General features: G+C 72.0%; 12 protein-coding genes and 1 pseudogene. 6 read left to right on the forward strand and 7 right to left on the reverse strand.

Translation table 11 applies throughout. From position 1 onward, the window contains the following. Positions 1-4: 4 nt before the first annotated feature. From ACIQWR_RS16170 to ACIQWR_RS16180, 3 genes are read left to right on the forward strand one after another with little or no spacing between them, the layout of a single operon-like run. Positions 5-1,633, forward strand: coding sequence for an AMP-binding protein (locus tag ACIQWR_RS16170; RefSeq protein ID WP_404009256.1), 1,629 nt, complete (start codon positions 5-7; stop codon positions 1,631-1,633). Then, positions 1,630-3,417 carry an ABC transporter transmembrane domain-containing protein gene (locus tag ACIQWR_RS16175; RefSeq protein WP_404009259.1) on the forward strand — a complete coding sequence of 596 codons (1,788 nt, stop codon included), beginning with the start codon at positions 1,630-1,632 and terminating at the stop codon, positions 3,415-3,417. The genes ACIQWR_RS16170 and ACIQWR_RS16175 overlap by 4 nt, the downstream gene beginning before the upstream one ends. Then, positions 3,414-5,405: an ABC transporter ATP-binding protein gene (locus tag ACIQWR_RS16180; protein ID WP_404009261.1), complete on the forward strand. Its 1,992-nt coding sequence runs from the start codon at positions 3,414-3,416 to the stop codon at positions 5,403-5,405. The genes ACIQWR_RS16175 and ACIQWR_RS16180 overlap by 4 nt, the downstream gene beginning before the upstream one ends. A gap of 63 nt (positions 5,406-5,468) precedes the next feature. On the opposite strand, the gene ACIQWR_RS16185 is transcribed toward ACIQWR_RS16180, so the two are convergent. Together ACIQWR_RS16185 and ACIQWR_RS16190 are read right to left on the reverse strand one after the other, a co-directional pair. Continuing rightward, positions 5,469-7,010, reverse strand: a complete 1,542-nt coding sequence (locus ACIQWR_RS16185; protein ID WP_404009264.1) for an AMP-binding protein — start codon at positions 7,008-7,010, stop codon at positions 5,469-5,471. A 118-nt stretch (positions 7,011-7,128) separates the two neighbouring features. Beyond that, positions 7,129-8,319 (reverse strand): winged helix DNA-binding domain-containing protein, encoded by a 1,191-nt coding sequence (locus ACIQWR_RS16190; RefSeq protein ID WP_404009266.1) that lies wholly within the window; start codon positions 8,317-8,319, stop codon positions 7,129-7,131. A 155-nt stretch (positions 8,320-8,474) separates the two neighbouring features. On the opposite strand from ACIQWR_RS16190, the gene ACIQWR_RS16195 reads away from it, so the two are divergent. From ACIQWR_RS16195 to ACIQWR_RS16205, 3 genes are all read left to right on the forward strand, one after another. Continuing rightward, a complete protein-coding gene (locus ACIQWR_RS16195; protein ID WP_404009268.1) occupies positions 8,475-9,569 on the forward strand; it encodes a magnesium and cobalt transport protein CorA in 1,095 nt (364 codons plus the stop codon). Positions 9,570-9,887: 318 nt separating this feature from the next. Further along, positions 9,888-10,418 carry an SMI1/KNR4 family protein gene (locus ACIQWR_RS16200; protein ID WP_404009270.1) on the forward strand — a complete coding sequence of 177 codons (531 nt, stop codon included), beginning with the start codon at positions 9,888-9,890 and terminating at the stop codon, positions 10,416-10,418. 95 nt (positions 10,419-10,513) lie between these two features. Continuing rightward, positions 10,514-11,098, forward strand: coding sequence for a hypothetical protein (locus ACIQWR_RS16205; RefSeq protein ID WP_404009273.1), 585 nt, complete (start codon positions 10,514-10,516; stop codon positions 11,096-11,098). Positions 11,099-11,121: 23 nt separating this feature from the next. On the opposite strand, the gene ACIQWR_RS16210 is transcribed toward ACIQWR_RS16205, so the two are convergent. From ACIQWR_RS16210 to ACIQWR_RS16230, 5 genes and pseudogenes are all read right to left on the reverse strand, one after another. Further along, on the reverse strand, positions 11,122-11,694 hold the full coding sequence (locus ACIQWR_RS16210) for a tyrosine-type recombinase/integrase (protein ID WP_404009275.1): 573 nt from the start codon (positions 11,692-11,694) through the stop codon (positions 11,122-11,124). A 758-nt stretch (positions 11,695-12,452) separates the two neighbouring features. Then, a pseudogene (locus tag ACIQWR_RS16215) lies at positions 12,453-12,686 on the reverse strand (hypothetical protein); the annotation flags it as partial. A 369-nt stretch (positions 12,687-13,055) separates the two neighbouring features. Continuing rightward, a complete protein-coding gene (locus tag ACIQWR_RS16220) occupies positions 13,056-15,800 on the reverse strand; it encodes a TIR domain-containing protein (RefSeq protein WP_404009278.1) in 2,745 nt (914 codons plus the stop codon). An 11-nt stretch (positions 15,801-15,811) separates the two neighbouring features. After that, a complete protein-coding gene (locus ACIQWR_RS16225; protein WP_404009280.1) occupies positions 15,812-16,453 on the reverse strand; it encodes a hypothetical protein in 642 nt (213 codons plus the stop codon). Between the two features lie 308 nt (positions 16,454-16,761). Further along, entirely contained in the window at positions 16,762-17,667 is a 906-nt protein-coding gene (locus ACIQWR_RS16230) for an FAD-binding protein (RefSeq protein ID WP_404009283.1), read from the reverse strand. Between the last annotated feature and the right edge of the window lie 115 nt (positions 17,668-17,782).

The following is a 17,782-nucleotide window of genomic DNA, read 5'->3' on the forward strand; positions in this document are numbered from 1 at the left end:
TGCCATGACCTTGCCCAGTGTGCTCGACCCCTTCTTCGCCATCGCCCGCTCGGATCCCGACCGACCCGCGGTGGTCGACAACGGGGCCACCGTCGGATACGCCCAACTGGCCCGCTGGGCCGGGGCGGTGGCCGACCTGCTCGCCACCCGGGCCGCCGGTGGGCCGCGACCGCCGGTCGGTGTCGTCGCCCACCACGGCGTCCGCGACATCGCGGCGCTGCTCGGCGTCCTCACGGCGGGCCGCGGCTACGTCCCCGTGGCCGACGGGCCGCCGGGCCACGCCGAAGCGGCGCTGCGGGCGGTCGGCTGCCGGGAGTTGGTCGCCACCGCCGAGAACGGCGACCTGCCCGCCGTCGACCGGGTGGTGCGGCCCAACTGGGGTCGGTCCGGCGCCCCCGTGCGGGAGGCCGGGGAGCCCGTACGGGCCGATGACCCGGCGTACGTCCTGTTCACCTCGGGGTCCACGGGCGCCCCCAAGGCCGCCTCGGTCCCGCACGGGGCGCTGCACGCGGTCCTGCCGCACCTGCGCGAGCGGTACGGCGTCGGGCCGGACACCGTCGCCCTCAACTTCCACCGCGCGGACGGCGACACGAGTCTGGAGGAGATCCTGCCGACCCTGCTCAGCGGCGGGCTCGTCGTGCTGGACGAGGACGGCGAGGCGGACCTCGACCGCGTGCTGACCGAGCACGAGGTGACCCTGGTCAACCTGCCCGTGGACTACTGGCACCTCTACACCGGCCATCTGCTCGATGCCGGGCGGGAGTTGCCGCGTACGATCGAGACCGTCGTGATCGGCGGCGAGGCCGTCCGGCCCGACATGCTGGAGCGCTGGCACCGGCTCGGGGCGGACCGCGCCGTGTTGCTCAACACCTACGGGTCCACCGAGACCGCGCTCGTCACCCACACCGCGGTCCTCGCCGGCCCGGGCGCCCCGGCGGACTTCCCCGCAGGGGTGCCGATCGGCCGTCCGCTGCCGTCGGTGCGCCAGGCGGTGGTGGCGCTACCGGAGACACCCGCGGGTACGGGTGAACTCTGGCTCTCCGGAGCCCAGTTGGCGACGGGCTACCGCGACGACCCGGGCCGCACCGCCGCCCGGTTCGTCGCGGCGGACCTCGGCGGCGGGACCGACCGCTGGTACCGCACCGGGGACCTGGTGGCCGAGGCGCCCGACGGCTCCCTCGTCTTCCACGGCCGCGTCGACCACCAGGTCAAGATCCGCGGCCACCGGGTGGACCTGTTGGACGTCGAGGAAGCCCTGCGCCGCTTGCCGGGCGTCAGCGCGGCCGCCGCGGCGGAACACACCAAACACGCCCGCACGGAGCACGCCCACACCACCCTGACGGCCTTCGTGGTCCTCACCCCCGGGGCTGCAGCGCGGCCGGACACCCCCACGGACGACGGGGCGGACGCCGGTACGGGCGATGGGGCGGACGCCGGTACGGACGCCGGTACGGACGCCGCGGCGGATGACGCGGCGGACACAGGAGCGGACGACGGGGCGGCCCTGCGCGCGCGGTTGCGGGAGGTGGTGCCGGCGCCGCTCGTGCCCGACGTGATCGTCGTCGTACCCGCGCTCGCGCACACCCGTACCGGCAAGGTGGACCGCGCCGCGACCCGGGACCGGTACCTGTGAGGAATCCGCTCTTCGACGCTTCCGTCTCCCCCTCCCCCTCCGCCGTCCCCGAGGCCGATGCCCGCGGCCCCTGGGCCTACCTGTGGTGGCTGGTGCGCGTCCGCCCCTGGCCGCTCGTCCTCGCCGCCGTGCTCGGCACCGTCTGGATGGTCCCGCTCGCCCTGGTCCCGCTGATCATCGGCCGGGCCATCGACGAGGCCGGGCAGGGCGCCGGGCACGCGGGCCTCTACCTGTGGTCGCTGCTCGCCCTCGCCCTCGGCCTCGTCCAGGCCCTCGCGGGCGCCGGGCTGATCCAGGCGGCCATCGGCGCCGAGGCGCACGCCGTCTCCACCACGCACCGGGTCCTGGTGCGCCACGTCGTCCGCCTCGGCGCCACCCTGCGCGGCAAGGCCCGCTCCGGGGACGTGGCCGCCTCGGCATCGGCCGACGTGGAGAGCATCGGCAACGCCTTCGAGGTCATCGGCCGCACCATCGGCGCGGTCGTCGCCGCGGTCCTGGTGGCCGTGGCCCTCACCGTCACCTCGCCCGTGCTCGGACTCGCCGTGCTCATCGGCGTCCCCGCGGCCGTGCTCGGCATCGGCCCCCTGCTGCGCCCCCTCCAGGAACGCGACGAGGCCCAGCGCGAGCAGATGGGCATCGCCACCTCGCAGGCGGGCGACATCGTGGCGGGGCTGCGCATCCTGCGCGGCATCGGCGGCGAGGCGGGCTTCGCCGAACGCTTCCGCCGCACCAGCCAACAGGTCCGACGGGCGGGCGAGTCGGCCGGCCGGATGGAGGCCTGGCTCCAGGCGGCCGGCGTCCTGCTGCCGGGACTGGTCACGGTGGGCATCGTGTGGCTCGGCGCCCGTCTCGCGCTGGGCGGCACCATCAGCGCCGGTGAACTCGTCGCGTTCTACGGGGCGTCCGCCTTCCTCACCCTCCCGGTGAGCACCGCGACCGAGGCCGCCGAAACCCTCAGCCTCGCCAAGGTCGCGGCCGGCCGGGTCTGTACCCTGCTGCGCCTGACCCCGGAGGCCGTCCGCCCCGCGGACCCCGCACCGCTGCCCGAAGGCGCCCTCGGAGTCGTCGACACGGACGCCGGCATCACCGCCGGGGCGGGCCTGCTCACCGTGGTCACCGCCCCCGCCGACCGCACCGGCGACCTGGCCGACCGGCTCACCCGCCCCGGAGCCCACTCGGGACCGACCCCCGTCCGGCTCGGCGGCGTCCACCTGGACCGGGCCGACCCGGACGAGCTGCGCGTACGGGTGCTGCGCTCGGGCCCGTCCGACACCTTGTTCAGCGGCACCGTACGGGAGGAGCTCACCGCCGGTCGGGAGTGGACCCGACAGCACCTGGAGGGTGCGCTGTTCGCCGCCGATGCCGGCGATGTCGTCGACGCCCTGCCCGGCGGGTTGGAGGCCCGGCTGGACGAGGGCGGCCGGACCCTGTCCGGCGGCCAGCGCCAGCGCCTGGTCCTCGCCCGCGCCCTGCTCGCCGCCCCCGACGTGCTGGTCCTGGAGGACCCCACCTCCTCCGTCGACGCGCACACGGAGGCGCGCGTCGTCGACCGGGTCGCCGCGCTGCGCGCCGGGCGGACGACCGTGGTGTTCAGCGACAGCCCGCTGTGGCGGAGCGTCGCCGACCGCGAACTGACCCTCCCCGCGTCCCCGGCCCACTCGTCGGCCCGGACCCCGACCTCGGCCCCGACGCACACGACCCCTACCAGCCCCACGAGCCCCACGGCCCCCACCGAGGGCGCCGGCCCCGGCACCCCCGACCGCCCCGCAGGAGTGCCCTCATGACCACCGCGCCCACCCGCTCCCCCGCGTCCGGTCCCGACGCCGGTCGCCCGGGCACCGGACCGAACGGGGGCACCGGTCCGAACGGGGGCGGCGGACCGAACGGGGGCGGCGGGAGCCCGGACACGGGCCCGGACGCCGACCCGGCATCCGGGTCCGGCGGCGGCGCACCCCGGCGGCTCCCGCTCGCCGACCGGGCGGCGGTGCGCCGCTGGATCGGCGTCTTCGTCCGGGGCGAGGCCCGCCGACTCACGCTCACCTTCGGCCTGTTCGCGGCCGCCCTGGTCGCGAGCCTGGTCGGCCCGCAGCTGCTGGGCCACCTCGTCGAATCGGTCAAGGACGGCACCACCGCGGGCCGGGTCGACACCCTCGCGCTCGTCTTCGTGGCGATCCTCGTCGGCCACGCCCTGCTCGCCCGGGCCGCCCGCACCCAGGCCACCCTGCTCGGCGAGCGCGTCCTCGCCCGCACCCGCGAGGACTTCGTGCGCCGCGTCCTCGGACTGCCGCTGTCGGAGGTGGAGTCCGTGGGCACCGGCGACCTCCTCAGCCGCGCCACCACCGACGCCGACCGCCTCAACGAGAGCATCCGACAGGCCGTTCCGCGCATCGCGCTGGCCGCGGTGACCCTCGTCTTCACCATCGCGGCGATCCTGCTCACCTCGCCGCTCCTCGCCCTCGGCCTGCTGGCCGGGGTGCCCTTCGCCGCGCTGTCCACCTGGTGGTACCGGCCGCGCGCCACCCGCGCGTACGAACGCCTCCTCGCCGAGGAGGCCGAGGTGCTGGCCGCCACGCACGAGACCACCCGGGGCGCCGCCACCGTCGAGGCCCTCGGGCTCGGCCCCCGCCAGCTCCGCCGCCACGGCGCGGCCGTCGACCGGGTGGTGCGCACCCGCCAGCGCACCACCTGGCTCCAGACCGTCTGGTTCCCCAGCCTGGACCTCGCCACCATGGTCCCGATGGCCCTGACCCTGCTGATCGGCGGCCTCGCCTACCAGCGCGGCGAGGTGGGCCTCGCGGAGCTGACCGCCGTGGTGCTCTACGTCCAGGCCCTCGGCGAGCCCCTCAACGACCTGCTGACCTGGACCGACGAGCTGCAGATCGGCAACGCCGCGCTGCGCCGGATCCTCGGCGTCGACCTGTTGCCCCGCGAGGAGCCGCGCCCGCCGGCACCCACCGACGGCCACGCCATCCGGCTGGACGGCGTCGGCTTCGACTACGGGGCGGGCCCGGAGGTGCTCGCGGGCATCGACCTGGAGATCGCCCCGGGCGAGCGGCTCGTCGTGGTCGGGGCCTCGGGGGCGGGCAAGTCCACGCTGGGCAAGCTCCTCGCGGGCGTGCACCTGCCCACCCGGGGAACCGTGAGCATCGGCGGGGCCGACCTCACCACGCTGCCGGTCGGCCAACTGCGGCGCGAGATCGTCCTCGTGACCCAGGAGCAGCACGTCTTCACCGGCACGGTACGGGACAACCTCACCCTGGCGCGCGACGGCGCGGCCCCGGACCCGGCCCGGGCCCCGGACCCGGCCGCGGCGACGGACCCGGCCTCGGACCCCGCGCCCGACCCGGTGGCGGACGCGGCGCTGTGGGACGCGCTGGAGACCGTACTCCTCGGGGACTGGGCCCGGTCCCTGCCCGAGGGCCTGGACAGCGAGATCGGGCCGGGCGCCGCGCCGGTGTCCGCGTCGCACGCCCAACAGCTGGCGCTCGCCCGCCTGTTGCTGTCCGACCCGTACGCCCTGGTGCTCGACGAGGCCACCGCGCTACTGGACTCGACCGCCTCGCGGCGCGTCGAGCGCTCCCTCGCCGCGCTGATCGAAGGGCGCACGGTCATCTCGATCGTCCACCGCCTCGACTCCGTGCGCGACGCCGACCGCATCGCGGTCATGGACCGCGGGAGCATCGTCGAACTCGGCAGCCATGACGCCCTGTTGGCCGCCGACGGGGCCTACGCGGCCCTGTGGCGCTCCTGGGACGCGGCCCGCCGCCCGTGAGACGGGTCGGACGGGCCGCACCCCGGCCCGTCCGACTCCCCACCACCCTTCACCCGCGCACCGTCAGTTGACTTCGCGCTCGAAACCGGCCCAGTACGGCTCGCGCAGCTTGAACTTCTGGATCTTCCCCGTGGCCGTGCGCGGGATGGCGGTGCGGAACTCGACGGACGTCGGCGCCTTGTAGCCGGCCATCCGCTGCTTGCAGTGGGCGATGATGTCGGCCTCCTGCGCCGCCGCCCCCTCGACGAGGACCACGAGCGCCTTGATCGTCTCGCCCCACTTCTCGTGCGGCACGCCGATGACGGCGACCTCGGCCACCGCCGGGTGACTGAAGATCGTGTCCTCCACCTCGATCGAGGAGACGTTCTCCCCGCCGGTGATGATCACGTCCTTCTTCCGGTCGGCGATCGTCAGGTGTCCGTCGGCCGCGTCGATCGTGCCGCCGTCACCGGTGTGGAACCAGCCGTCCTCCAGGGCCGCGGCGGTCTCCTCCGCCTTGTCCCAGTAGCCGTCGAGCACGACGTTCGACCGGGCCAGCACCTCGCCGGAGTCGGAGACCTTCAACTTGACCCCGAGCGCCGGCAACCCCGCCCGCGACAGCTTGCGCGCCCGCTCCTCGGCGGGCAGGTCCGCGTCGGAGGGCCGCGCGCGGTTGAAGGTGAGCAGCGGCGAGGTCTCGGTCAGGCCGTAGATCTGGGTGAACTCCCAGCCGAGCTCGTCGCCCATGCGCTGGATCGTCCGGCTCGGCGGGGGCGCACCGGCGCAGATGACCCGTACGCGGTCCCGTCCCGGGATCTCGCCCTCCCAGGTCGCCGCCGCGTCCAGCACCGAGTTCCACACGGCGGGCGCGCCGCACATCAGCGTGACGCCGTGCTCCTCGACCCGTCGCAGGATCTCGGCGCCGTCGACCTTGCGCAGGACGACCTGCTTGACCCCGAGCCCGGCCATCACGTAGGGCATGCCCCAGCCGTTGCAGTGGAACATCGGCAGGGTGTGCATGTAGACGTCGCGTTCCCACACCCGGGCGTGCAGGGCGAAGGTGAGCCCGTTGACCCAGATGTTGCGGTGGGTGAGCTGCACCCCCTTGGGTCGGGCGGTGGTGCCCGACGTGTAGTTGATCGTCGCCGTCGCGTCCTCGTCCGGGTGCGACCACGGGCGCGGTTCGACCCCGAAGCGCATCACGTGCTTCTCGGTCTCCTCGCCGAAGACGAAGCGGTGGCGGGCCTTGATGCCGGAGAGCGCCGCGTCCAGTTCCGGGTCGACGAAGAGGACCGAGGCGCCGCTCTGCCGCAGCATGTAGTCGATCTCTTCGGGCTTGAGGCGGAAGTTGACGGGCACGCAGATCCGGCCGCTCATCGGCACCGCGAACAACAGCTCCAGCATCCGGGCCGAGTTGTGGCTGACCACCGCGACCCGCTCGCCCTCGCCCACACCGAGCGCGTCCAGTCCGGCCTGCCAGGCCCGGACCCGCTCGCCGAACCGTCCGTACGTCGACAGGGGTACGGGCGGGCCCGGTTGGTCCGGCTCGTCGATCACGCCGGGGCTGGCGGCGAACCCCAACTCCGCCCGGTCGAGGAAGTCCGCGACGGTCATCGGAATGCGCATGGTTCTCTCCTGTATCGGACGCCGACTGCACGTAGGGGGAGTCTGGCACGGACCGCCCGGGTCACCGCGGGTGCGGCTCGGACATGTCCGGGAGCCGTGGCGACGGTGGCGGGAACGATCACCCGGTGAGCGACGCGAGCGACGTGAACGACCCGAAGCGCACGCCGTCCGCGCCCGTACCCTCGCCCTCACCCGTACCCTCGCCCTCGCCCTCGCCCTCGCCCGCGTCCGCGCCCATCCCGCGAAGCAGCAGCTCGCCCTCCTCCACGACGGCTCGCCGCCGCGCCCGGGAGAGGTCGGTGAAGAGCTCCACGATCAGCCCCGATCCGGTCCGCTTCCACACCCCGGCGAGGAAGCCGTCGACGAGCAGGGTGCGGTGCGCCTGGTTCCCCTTCCAGGTACGTCCCTTGAACGCGGCGGGAATCACGCGGGAGCGATCCGCGTGCGAGAGGAGGAGGTTGTCGAACTCGGGCAGGAAGCGGGGCGGGGCCGGCGTACCGGCATCGGGGCGGGGCGCGTCCGGCAGGTCGAAGAGCTCGACGCCGTTCTCGTCGCGGAAGACGAGGAGCTCGGGTCGCAGCCGCTCGAAGGCCCCGCGCAGCCGGGTGAGCCCGGCCCAGATCTGCATGTCCTTCACGGACGCGGGCCCGAAGGCACCGAGGTAGCGGAGCACCACCTCCTCCACGGGCGGCGGGGACACGTCGTCCGCGGGACGACCGAGCCAGTTCTCCACCGTGGTGAGCCGGACCTGCCCGCTACGTCCCCACACCCCGCGCGGCGTGACCTGGACCAGGGGCAGCTTGCAGCGCGCGGCGACCGCGAGCGACGCGGGGTCCGCGTCCGGCCACTCGGCGAGCAGCTCCGTACGGATCTCCCCCATCGTGCGCGGCGCGCTCTCGACGTACGCGCGCGCGATGCCGGCGAGGCGCTCCAGGTCGACCCCGACGAGCCCCTTGCGGAAGTTCCCGATCTCCCGGTCCCGGGCGGGCTGCACCAAGGGGCGCAGGGCGAGGGCGTCCGCCGCGGTGTGCGTGTGGATCGTGGACCGCATCGTCACCATGCGGACCACCTGGCGCGACTCCATCAGCCCGGCCAACTCCGTGGGACGGAAGCCGAGGAGGCGCGCGTGGAGCTGGTAGTACGGCGGCTTCACGTTCTGCGCCTGGAGCCCGAGGAGGTGCGTCACCGCGTCCCGCGCGGATCGCTCGGCGCGGTCGAGGAGCAGCTGGCGGGCGAGGGTGGCACGGTTGAGCGCGCGGGCGTCGAGCACGGGCACGCGGTCCGCCGTGGGCGGTGTCGTGGAGGCCATGGCCCCACGCTAGCCCGCCTTGCGGACAGCTTCTGTCCGCAAGCGAAGACCCACCGCCCCGCCCACCCCCTCTACACACCGATACCCGGCATATTCCGCATATCCTTCACGCACGCGCACGCACACCTTCCACCCCTCACGGAAGCGGGACCCCGATGCCGGAGCGCCCGGACCGCCGCCGCCCCACGCCCCCGCGCCCACCCGAGCCCACCCCCACGGACCCGGGCCACCGGAGCGTGGTCGACTCCGCCGTCTACCACGGAGGCCGCAGGATCGCCTCCCCCTCCAGCCTCGCCGAGACCTTCCGGCGCCTGCGCGAACAGCCCGGCGGCATGGCCTGGATCGGCCTGCACCGCCCGACGGAGGCCGAACTCCACTCCCTCGCCGCGGAGTTCAACCTGCACCCGCTCTCCATCGAGGACGCCCTGGAGGCCCACCAGCGCCCCAAGCTGGAGCGCTACGGCGACACCCTCTTCGTCGTGCTGCGCGCGGCCCGCTACATGGACGCCCTGGAGGAGGTCGACTTCGCCGAGCTGCACATCTTCGTCGGCCCCGACTTCCTGATCACCGTCCGCCACGGCGCCGCCCCGGACCTCCCCGCGGTCCGCCGCCGGATGGAGGAGACCCCGGAACTCCTGGCCCTCGGCCCGGAAGCGGCCCTGTACGCCATCCTCGACGTCGTCGTCGACGGCTACGCCCCGGTCGTCGAGGGCGTGCAGAACGACATGGACGAGATCGAGACCGAGGTCTTCCGCGGCGACCCCGAGGTCTCCCGCCGCATCTACGAACTCTCCCGCGAAATGGTCGAGTTCCAACGCGCCACCCGCCCCCTGGTCGGCATGCTCCACAGCCTGATGGCGGGCTTCGCGAAGTACGGCACGGACGAGGAACTCCAGCGCTACCTCCGCGACGTGGCGGACCACGTGACCCACACCAGCGAACGCGTAGACGGCTTCCGCCAGGCCCTGACCGAAATCCTCACGGTCAACGCCACCCTGGTCTCCCAACAACAGAACGCCGAAATGCGCGCCCTCGCCGAAGCCGGCTTCGAACAGAACGAGGAGATCAAGAAGATCTCCTCGTGGGCCGCCATCCTCTTTGCACCCACACTCGTGGGAACCATCTACGGCATGAACTTCCAGGACATGCCCGAACTCCAGTGGGCCGCCGGCTACCCCTTCGCGATCCTCCTGATGGCAGTGGTCTGCGTCAGCCTGTACGTCATCTTCAAGAAGCGCGACTGGCTGTAGACCACACAGCAGCACCATTGATTAACTGAGCTCCTGCGAACGCCGAGAAGTGGCCCGTAGGACCCCCCTGGGGAGAATCCGCGGCCCGCCCATGCCGGGCGCTCCCCCGCACCTTGGGGCCAGCCCTCCCGCACCGCCGACCACCTTCGACAGCATGCGATTGCGGAGGGTAACGACAACGGGTGGCACAGCAGATGCTGTGCCACCCGTTGTCGCGACCAGGCCTGACCTGTCTCCCCCGACGACCAAAGGCCGGCAGTCGTCCAACGACCTTGCCCGTGGGGCGTCGATGTCCGACCCCTTGTCTAGCCTGTCTCCGTGAAGCCCACCGATGACCGCCAGTTCCCCGCCGCGCTCACCACCGCGATGGCCGTTCGATTCGACTACGCCGACGGGAGGACCGGGGTCGACTTCGAGGCCTTCCCCGCCTTCCTGTCCGCTGCCGAGACCACCGACTGGTTCCAGGCATGGACCGGAAACAGCGAGCTGGACGGCAACGACTTCCGGGTGTTCGGACAGGACGGCACGGGCGGGAGCGCGGCGATCTGGCTCATCCGCCCCGGCCGACCGCTGGCCGAGCAGCCCGTGGTCTTCCTCGGGTCCGAGGGAGAGACCGGCGTCGTCGCCCGCGACCTGGGCGACTTCCTGTGGCTCCTGGCCGACGGCTTCGGCCCCTGGGAAGCCGCCACCTCCTACGAGCCCGGCTGGAAGGCGCAGCCGAATCCGGAGCTGACGGCCATCGCCGAAGGCTTCGCACCGCACCAGCGCCGGTCGGCGGCAACCGTGATCGAGTTGGCGGCCCAGGAGTTCCCCGACTTCGACGACACCATCATGGAACTCTGCCGCTGAACCCGGTGCGGTCGTTTGCGGACATTCGCCCGCGCCCCTGGCCGCGCCCGCCGCATTCGAACACCTCTGTAACCTCTGGCCATGAGTCATGAGTCATGAGTCATGAGGAAGACGAGGACGAACTGATCCTGGAGGCCCGCGCGATGCTGGCCGTCGGACGGAACGCCGAAGAGGTCTTCGTCGCACTGGCCGCGCGCAGCTGCGACTGGGAGGCCTCCGCCCTGGTCGTGTGCCTGGCCCTCGGAGTCCCCCGGACTGACGCCGAAGCCCGAATCTGCGAGGCTCGCCCCCTCTTCGAGGAGTTCGCGGTGGGCGAGGACGACCTCGTCGCCTCGGTTCTGGCCTTTGTGGATGTGTTCGTCGTGGACCGGGTGCTGGACGCTCACCAGGAGCGGATCCGCGACCTTTTGGGGACTGCGGCCGGCGCCCGCGGCGGCTTCCCCGGCAGCCTTCTCGCGTGGTTCCGTAGCGGGGAACTCACGAAGCTCTTCGTGTACTTCGCGAAAACGCGGTTCCGGGACGGGCGGGGCTCGCCCCCCGATTTCTGGGCGGCCATGGTGGCGGCCGGGGAACTACTGGTGACCGAGGACGGCCCCGACCGGGCGGAGGTGACAGCGGGGCTGGAGCACTGCCGGGCGCAGGCAAGCTCCGCAGGTGCGGGACGTCAGGCGCGGCCCTGAGAGGGGACGAGGCCCTGGGGTACTCACTCGGGCACCGTGCCGAGCAGTGCGTCGATGACCGCGCGGCCCTTGCCGCCGGCCTCCGGCATGAAGTGGGCGTAGTGGTCGAGGGTGATGGTCGGACTTGAGTGACCGAGCCACCGGGCGAGCGTCACGATGGACTCGCCCGCTTCGAGGAGGACCGAGGCGTAGGTGTGCCGGAGTACGTGGAAGCCGTCCTTGCGCGAAGCCTTCCACCGCGCACCCTTCTCCCGTACGGGAATAACTCCGGCCGCAGCGAGGGCCGGCTTCCAGGCCTCGTCGTTGAAGATGTTGGCGCGGATGGCGTTGCCGTATGTCGTCGTGAGGACGAGCGGGAAGCTCTGCTTCTCCCGGCCCGGCTCCGGTCCGCCCCAGGGGAGCTCGACGTCGACCGCCGGGTGGTCGAGGAAGTACGCGGGCAGTTCCGTGGCCACCGACCGGGGCATGTCGACGGTCCGCGTCTTGCCACCCTTGGGCAGGGCGAAATGGAGCCGCCCGGAGAGGAGTTGCACCTGCCTGCGCACCCGGATGACACCGCGTTCGAAGTCGATGTCCCTCGGCGACTGCCCGAACACCTCTCCCTGACGCAGCCCACACCCCAGCGCGAGGCGCGGAGTGCGCCGGTGGCCAGGTCGTAGAGCCGTACCCGGTCATCGGCCACGGCGAGGAGCCCTCCACTGCTGCACGCAACCCCGCGCGGAGCGCCGATCCCGTCGATGGCACGGGGAAGGCCGCGGCTGCCGACGAGGGCCCCGGCAGCCTCGGCGGTCGGAGCGAGCCGGTAGGCCTGGACCAGCAGTTGGCGGGCCAGGTCGGGCTGAGTGTCGCTGATCGACGAGGCCTCCGCGACGAGTTGGCGGGACTGCGCGATCAGGGCCTGGGACCGGGCGGCGTTGCGCTGCTGGTACGCCGTGACGCCCCCGGCGATCGCGACCAGGAGCAGAGCGGTGAGCACGGCGACGGTCGACCACACCAGGCGCACCGTCCGGCGGTGCTGCCGGACGTGGTCCCCGATCACCTCGTCCTTGGACCTGCCCGTGATCGGGGCCGCGAACTCCGCCAGGCACTCGATCAACCGAGGGTCGGCCGCGCCGGCCTGTCCCGGGCCGTGCAGCCAGCGCAGGTCGACCCAGCGGGGCTGCTGGTCGAAGACGCCGTCCATCTCCTCGCGCGGGAGGGCGTCGGTCCTCGACCAGTCGAACGACGTCCGTGAGTCGTCCCAGACGAGTGTTCCGTCGGTCCAGGCGATGAGGAACGTGTCCGCCGACCGGTGGGTGAGCCACCAGCGGATCTCCTTGCGGACCCAGGGGGAAGCTGCGGCAGCCGGGCTGGCCATCAGTACGAGCCACCGGGACCCGGTGAGTCCCCGCTCGATCTCGCGCCACAGACGGGGGCTTGCCGCCAGGTTGGTCTCGTCGCGGAACAGCTTGAGGCTTCTCGACCTGTACCAGGGCCGGTTGAAGGCCTGCAATCGGCTCTGGAAGGCCTTGGTGAGCTTCCTGTCCCAACTGTGGCTGTAGGAGATGAAGGCGTCGTATCCGGTCGGCTCCCGGGCCTCACGCTCCACGCCCGTGGCGGTACCGTCGCCCGCGGTCTCCGGGGCGTTCAGCGCGGGCGCCGGGTGCTGTCCGCAGAGGGACCGGCGCTCCTCTCGGACCGGTCGTCCGGGGCACGAGGTGCGGGAACCTGGCCGATCATCGACTCGGCTTCCCGTACACCGGCCAGGCGGGCGAAGCCCACCGCATAGGCGTGGATGTCACGCTGCACCCGCTGCAACTCCGCCCGGCAGGCAGCGTTGTCGGCCCAGCCGGACTCCGGGCCGTCAGGATGCGCATCCCACCCGCGAACCGGGTTCTGGATTGCGCTAAATGGTCGCTCATCATCTCCTCCGTCCCCCGTCGTGCTCCGCTGTAGGAAGAACATAGCCTCCGAGGGGTCAACGCGGGCAGAGCGGCTGGAAAGCAGGGCCCGCGGGTACGTATTCGCGCCACCGGCCGGCGTTGAACGCGCCCCTCGCCCACCGGCACAGCGAGTCCACCGGGTCCACCGTCGCCTCGGAGTCCCACAGCCGTAGCGTGTCGTCCTTGCCCCAAGCGACGATCGTCTTGCCGCCCGGGCCGAATCCCACACCGGTGACGTCGGCGCTGTGCCCTTCGAGCGGGGCGCCGATCTGCTGCCTGGTGGTGACGTCCCAGAGCCTGACCGTGTGATCCATGCTGCCGGTGACCAGCGTCCTCCCGTTCGGACTGAAGGCGACGGACGTCACGCCGCCGCGATGAGCGGTCAGCGGCTCCCCGATCTCTTCGCGCGTGGCCACGTTCCAGAGGCGGACGGTACTGTCGCGGCTCGCCGTCGCCAGGATCGTGCCGTCAGGGCTGAAGGTGACCGCGTTGATCTGCGCGGTGTGGCTCGGGGGCGTCTCGCCGATCCGGCGCTGCGTGGCGACGTCCCAGAGGGCCACGGTGTCGTCATCGGTGTTCGTGGCGAGGGTGCGGCTGTCAGGGCTGAAGTCGAGTCCGAACGAGCTGACGGCGAGTTCCTTGCCGATCCGGCCGTGCGTCGCCAGATCCCACAGGCGCACGGAACTCCCGCCGGACGTGGCGAAGCTCTTGCCGTCGGGGCTGAAAGCCATCGCACGGATGTTGCCGTCACCGGCGGGCAGTGGTTCGCCGATGCGGCGGTGCGTCGCAATGTCCCAGAGCGTCACCGCGTAGCCGCTTGCGAACGAGGTGGTCGCGAGCACGGTGCCATCGGGGCTGAGAGCAAAGGGAGAACCCGTGTCCACGTCGCGGGAGACCAGTGGCTCACCGATTCGGCGACGTGAGGCGATGTCCCAGAAGCTCACCGTGAAGGCGGATCCCCCCACGGCGAGGACATGCCCACGAGTGCTGAACTCCGTCTCCCCCTGATCCCCGGTACCGACCGATGTGCCGATCTGCCGTTGTGCGCGGACGTCCCACAGCCGGACCGTGGTGTCGTCGCTCGCACTGGCCAGGGTCGAACCGTCCGGGCTGAAGGCCACGGCCCGGGCGTTGCTGATGTGGCCGGTGAGCGGAGCTCCCACCTGGGTATGCCCCACGATGTCCCAGAGCCGCACGGTGCCGTCGGCGTACGAGGCGGCGAACACCTCACCGTCGGGGCTGAAGGCCACGGAGTCGACCCATCCGGCATCGACGGTGAACGGCTTCCCGATCGGGGCCCGCGTGGCGGTCTCCCAGAGCTGGACCTTGCCGGCGGTATCGGAGGCGGCGACGGTACGGCCGTCACCGCTGAAGGAGACGGACGACAGCAGGTCGTCGCTGATCGTCAGTGCCTTGCCGAGAGGGGCATGGGAACCGGCGTCCCAGAGCTGTACCTCGTTGCCGGCACCGGTTGCGAAGGTCTTGCCGTCGGGGCTGAAAGCCACGCTGGCCGAGCCTTTGGCGCGACCTTCCAGCGGATCGCCGATCCGGCGGTGCGTCGCCACGTCCCACACCTGTACGGCCCCGGAGACGCCGTCGCCCACCAGGACGAGAGTCTTTCCGTCCGGGCTGAGGGCGGCCGAGGAGATCACCCCGGTCCGGGCATCGAGGGCGTCACCGATCTGCTTGTGGTCGGCGATGCTCCAGAGCCGGACAGTGCCGTCGAGTCCCGAGCTGATCAGGGTCTCGCCACTCGGTCCGAAGGCCACCGATGTGACGGCCCGGTGGTGCCCGATGTACGCGTCCCCGATCTTCCGCTGAGTGGCCGCGTCCCAGAGCCGCACGAGGCCGTCGTCGCTCCCGGTGGCGATGGTCTTGCCGTCCGGGCTGAAAGCCACTGATTTCACGGGCCAGGAATGGGCGAGCAGTCCGGATGCCGGGTTGGCGGTGGCGTTGAGCATGGCGAGGCGGGATTCCGGGGTGGGATCGATGCGCCATGCCGCCAAAGCCTTCAGCCGGGCGCCGAACGGATCACGGGTCGCGAGAGAGGAACTCTGGCCGATCAACTGCTGGGCCACGGCGTGGTCCCGCTGGCGGACTGCCTCGGCCTGCGCGATCCGTGCGACGACGAACATCGTACTGGCGACCAGGAGGAGCAAGCCGAGTACGGCGGCGGTGATCCTGGCCGCCCGCAGATTGCGCCGGGTGTCGCGGATGCCCTCCGACCTGAGGTCCTCCTCCGCGAGGCCGCGTACGACGGATGCGATGCCGAGTGCGACGCCGTCCACGTCCGGCACGGGACCGGTGCCGTTCTCGGGTTGGCGCAGGGCCAGGGATTTCCAGACGGGTTGCTGCGTGAACCGTCCCAACAGGCGGGCGGGCAGCGCCGTCGAGAGTTCGGGATCCCAGTCGCCGCGCTGCTCGTCCCATACCAACAGCCCCCCGGTCACGAGGAGCAGGATCGTGTCGACCGACTTGTGCCTCAACCACCATTCGATTTCCCGGTCGACCCACACCGAGGCCTTCGACTCCGGCGACGACATGACCACGAGCCAGTCCGAGCGGGCGAGGCCGGCCTCGATCTTTCCCCAGAGCTGGGGACCGATCGAAATGCTGCTGTCATCGAGGAACACCCTGATCCGAGGCGGCTTGTACCAGGGGCGGGACTGCTTTTCGATAGCCCGCCGCAGATGCGGCAGCCATCCCCGGTCGCGCTCCCCGCTGTAGGAGAGAAAGGCGCCGTACCCGAGTTCGGCCCTGGGCCGCCGGCGGCGGGCCATGTGCCACGTCCTCATCCGGTCGGCAGGTATTCGTGGCCGTTCCAGTGCAGCGTGACGTTCGAGGTGGCGCCGTCGGCACAGCTGGGGTTGCACGAGTTCTGGGACTGGATGATCGTGTACCGACCGTCTGCGCCGGGGCCGGCGAGCCGAGCGTTGTAAAAGGCGTACCTGCCGCCGCGATAGTGGATGTCCGGGTCGGTCCACCTGACGTCCTCGAAGCCGTCCTTGGCGGGTACGAGCACCAGCACCCCGTTATAGCGTCCGGGGTTGTAGAGCACGAAGGTGTTCTTGGTGGCGTCGGATTCCGGCGAGGCGAAATGCAGGTCATTCTCGTAGATGTCCACCTCGATGGATGCCAGTGCTTTGCCGCTGCCGGTGACGGACGCGACGCATCCGGTGGGAGCGCCGGAACCGGTCCGCCGGATCAGGAATACGCGGACCGCCCCGAGGTCGGGATGGCTGATGTCCCGGTGATCCAGGATCGCGCCCGGGCAGTGGGCGGCCTCCGGCGGAGCGGAGGGGAACGAGGCGGGGGGCGGTGCCGCCGATCGGGTCGATCCGTTCGTGCCGCGTGTGCTCTTGCCGTCCGCGTTCGCGCACCCGCTGACGAACACCAGCGCCAGAGCCGGGACCAGCACCGCGATCCGCTGCACGGCCGAGCCGCGCGTGCACCGCGGTAGTCGCCGACGTGAAGACCGTTGAGCGCTGGGAGGCATGGCATTCCCCCTGTGCCGGAAAAAGACTGATCGACCGGGAAACAGGGCCGAATGCTATCCAGGCGCATACCTGCAAGGGACGGCTTCCACGAAACCCGACCATCCGGAACCAGAACCACCGCGTCATGATCCTGGGCCCTCGAACTGCGGGGGTCGGCATCCACGTGCCCTGCCTGCCTCGCAGCCCCGGAAACGCAGAAGAACCCCACCGAAGTGGGGTTCCTGCTGATGTCCTGGCTCCACTCCTACGCGGGCGCGCTCGGCGGGATGTTCTGGTTGAGCGCGAAGACGTTGTCGGGGTCGTACGCGTCCTTCAGCGCCACCAGCCGGGCGAACTTCTCCGGGCCGAAGGAGCTCCGCAGTCGGGTCGCGGGGTCGTCCGCGGCAATGAAGTTCGCCGGCGGGGCGGTGATCACCGCCAGGGCGCCGCCGACCTCGTCGGGGGCCTGCCGCATGAAGTCCCGGTAGAAGCGGGCGAGGGACCTGGAGGCCGAGGCCGGGTGCAGGATCATGCCGCCGAGCACGATCGGCCCGACCGGGTGCAGGCGGAACTCGAACTCGGTCACCACTCCGAAGTTCCCGCCACCACCACGCAGGCCCCAGAGCAGGTCGGCGTTCTCGTCCGCGGCGGCGCGGACCGTGCGGCCGTCCGCGGTCACCATCCGGGCGGAGAGCAGGCTAGCGGGCGTGGGTCCGCAGGCGCGCTCCAGCCAGCCGGAGCCGCTGCCCAGCGTCAGGCCGCCGACACCCGTGTGACTGACCCGCCCGCCGGTGACCGCCAGCCCGAACTGCTGCGTAGCGCCGTCCAGTTCGCCCCAGGTGAGACCGGCACCGAAGCGGCCGGTGCGCGCCTCGGCGTCGATCTCGACGGACTTCATCGGGCTGACATCGACCATCACTCCCCCCTCGCTGGAGGAGTAGCCGGCGGAGGAGTGCCCGCCGCCCCGGACCGCGACCTCCAGGCCGTTCTCGCGCGCGTGGTGGAGTGCGGCGGCCACGTCCCGGGCGCCCGTGCAGCGGGCGATCAGGGACGGGCGCTTGTCCACGTCCCCGCTGAAGAGACGCCGAGCCGTGTCGTACCGGGGGTCGTCGGGGCCGATCAGTTCGCCGGCGAAGGACGAGGCGAGCGCGGCCAGGCTGCTGGTGGTCATGGTGGCACTCCCAGGTACTCCCCCTGTGCAGGACCCGGCGACCTTCCCCTTCACCCCTTAGCGGTATCCGCCCGCGCCCACACCCCTGCCACCCGCGGCAGGCCCCGAAGGAGGC

Origin of the sequence: Streptomyces sp. NPDC098789 (assembly GCF_044759975.1) — a bacterium.
In the GTDB taxonomy this organism is placed as follows: domain Bacteria; phylum Actinomycetota; class Actinomycetes; order Streptomycetales; family Streptomycetaceae; genus Streptomyces.

Bases quoted from the DNA above. Each gene is read 5' to 3' on its own strand.
- ACIQWR_RS16170 (WP_404009256.1), top strand. From the start codon at position 5: ATGACCTTGCCCAGTGTGCTCGACCCCTTCTTCGCCATCGCCCGCTCG.
- ACIQWR_RS16180 (WP_404009261.1), top strand. From the start codon at position 3,414: ATGACCACCGCGCCCACCCGCTCCCCCGCGTCCGGTCCCGACGCCGGT.
- ACIQWR_RS16185 (WP_404009264.1), bottom strand. From the start codon at position 7,010: ATGCGCATTCCGATGACCGTCGCGGACTTCCTCGACCGGGCGGAGTTG.
- ACIQWR_RS16190 (WP_404009266.1), bottom strand. From the start codon at position 8,319: ATGGCCTCCACGACACCGCCCACGGCGGACCGCGTGCCCGTGCTCGAC.
- ACIQWR_RS16195 (WP_404009268.1), top strand. From the start codon at position 8,475: ATGCCGGAGCGCCCGGACCGCCGCCGCCCCACGCCCCCGCGCCCACCC.
- ACIQWR_RS16205 (WP_404009273.1), top strand. From the start codon at position 10,514: ATGAGTCATGAGGAAGACGAGGACGAACTGATCCTGGAGGCCCGCGCG.
- ACIQWR_RS16220 (WP_404009278.1), bottom strand. From the start codon at position 15,800: ATGGCCCGCCGCCGGCGGCCCAGGGCCGAACTCGGGTACGGCGCCTTT.
- ACIQWR_RS16230 (WP_404009283.1), bottom strand. From the start codon at position 17,667: ATGACCACCAGCAGCCTGGCCGCGCTCGCCTCGTCCTTCGCCGGCGAA.